Here is an 828-nt window from a genome sequence, read left to right as displayed (position 1 = left end):
TTCACGGGAACGAAACAGCGCCCATTGAGGTTCTTAACGGACTGGTTTCCGAACTGATTGAGGGCGAATGGGAGCTGGCTTGCCCGGTCTTGCTGATTCTGGGTAATCCCCCCGCGATGGTCGCAGGGAAGCGCTTTCTGGAAGTGAACCTCAATCGGCTGTTCGATGGCGCGCATAGTCGGAACGAGTATGAGGGGCTGGCCGAGGCTGCGCGGGCGCAGGAGCTTGAGGAGGCTTGCCGGCAGTTTGCCATGGCCAATCCCCAGGCGCTCTATCACTACGACCTGCACACGGCCATTCGGCCGTCACACCGGGAGCGGTTTGCACTGTATCCGTTTGTTGAGGGCCGGACGGTTCCGGTCGACCAGCGTGATTTTCTGCTGGAGGCGGAGGTGGAGACGCTTCTGCTGCAGCACAAGGCGGGCACCACGTTTTCGTCGTTTTCCTCGTCGCTGTTGAAGGCCGAGAGTTTTACCATGGAGTTGGGTAAGGTTCGGCCGTTTGGTCAGAATGATCTGGGGCGCTTTTCCGGCATCCAGGATGCCTTGCGACGGCGGTTCCGGGGGCTACCCTCACCTGCGCCGCAGCCGCCGTTTGATCACCTGACGGTGTTCGAGGTGGTGCATGAGATTCTGAACACCGGGAAGAACTTCCGGTTCCACATTCCGGACGATGTCGCCAATTTCACCGAGTATCAGCCCGGCACAGTCATCTGGGAGGACGACGAGACCAGTTACCGGGTGGGGCATTCACCAGAGGCGATTGTGTTCCCCAATCCGGAGGTTCCGGTGGGCCATCGAGTCGGGCTGATGATCCGGCCAGAAACGG

Annotated in this window: 1 protein-coding gene; it reads left to right on the top strand. The window is 60.1% G+C overall.

Annotated elements, in window-relative coordinates:
- Positions 1-828, top strand: an 828-nt coding sequence (locus tag B2W52_RS09395; RefSeq protein WP_286802743.1) for a succinylglutamate desuccinylase, incomplete at both ends; no start/stop codon positions are given.

It is taken from the genome of Marinobacter sp. UBA2498 (genome assembly GCF_002341575.1).
In the GTDB taxonomy this organism is placed as follows: domain Bacteria; phylum Pseudomonadota; class Gammaproteobacteria; order Pseudomonadales; family Oleiphilaceae; genus Marinobacter; species Marinobacter manganoxydans.
The sequence above is the reverse complement of the archived record's forward strand: the minus strand, read 5'-3'. Positions and strand labels throughout refer to the sequence as shown.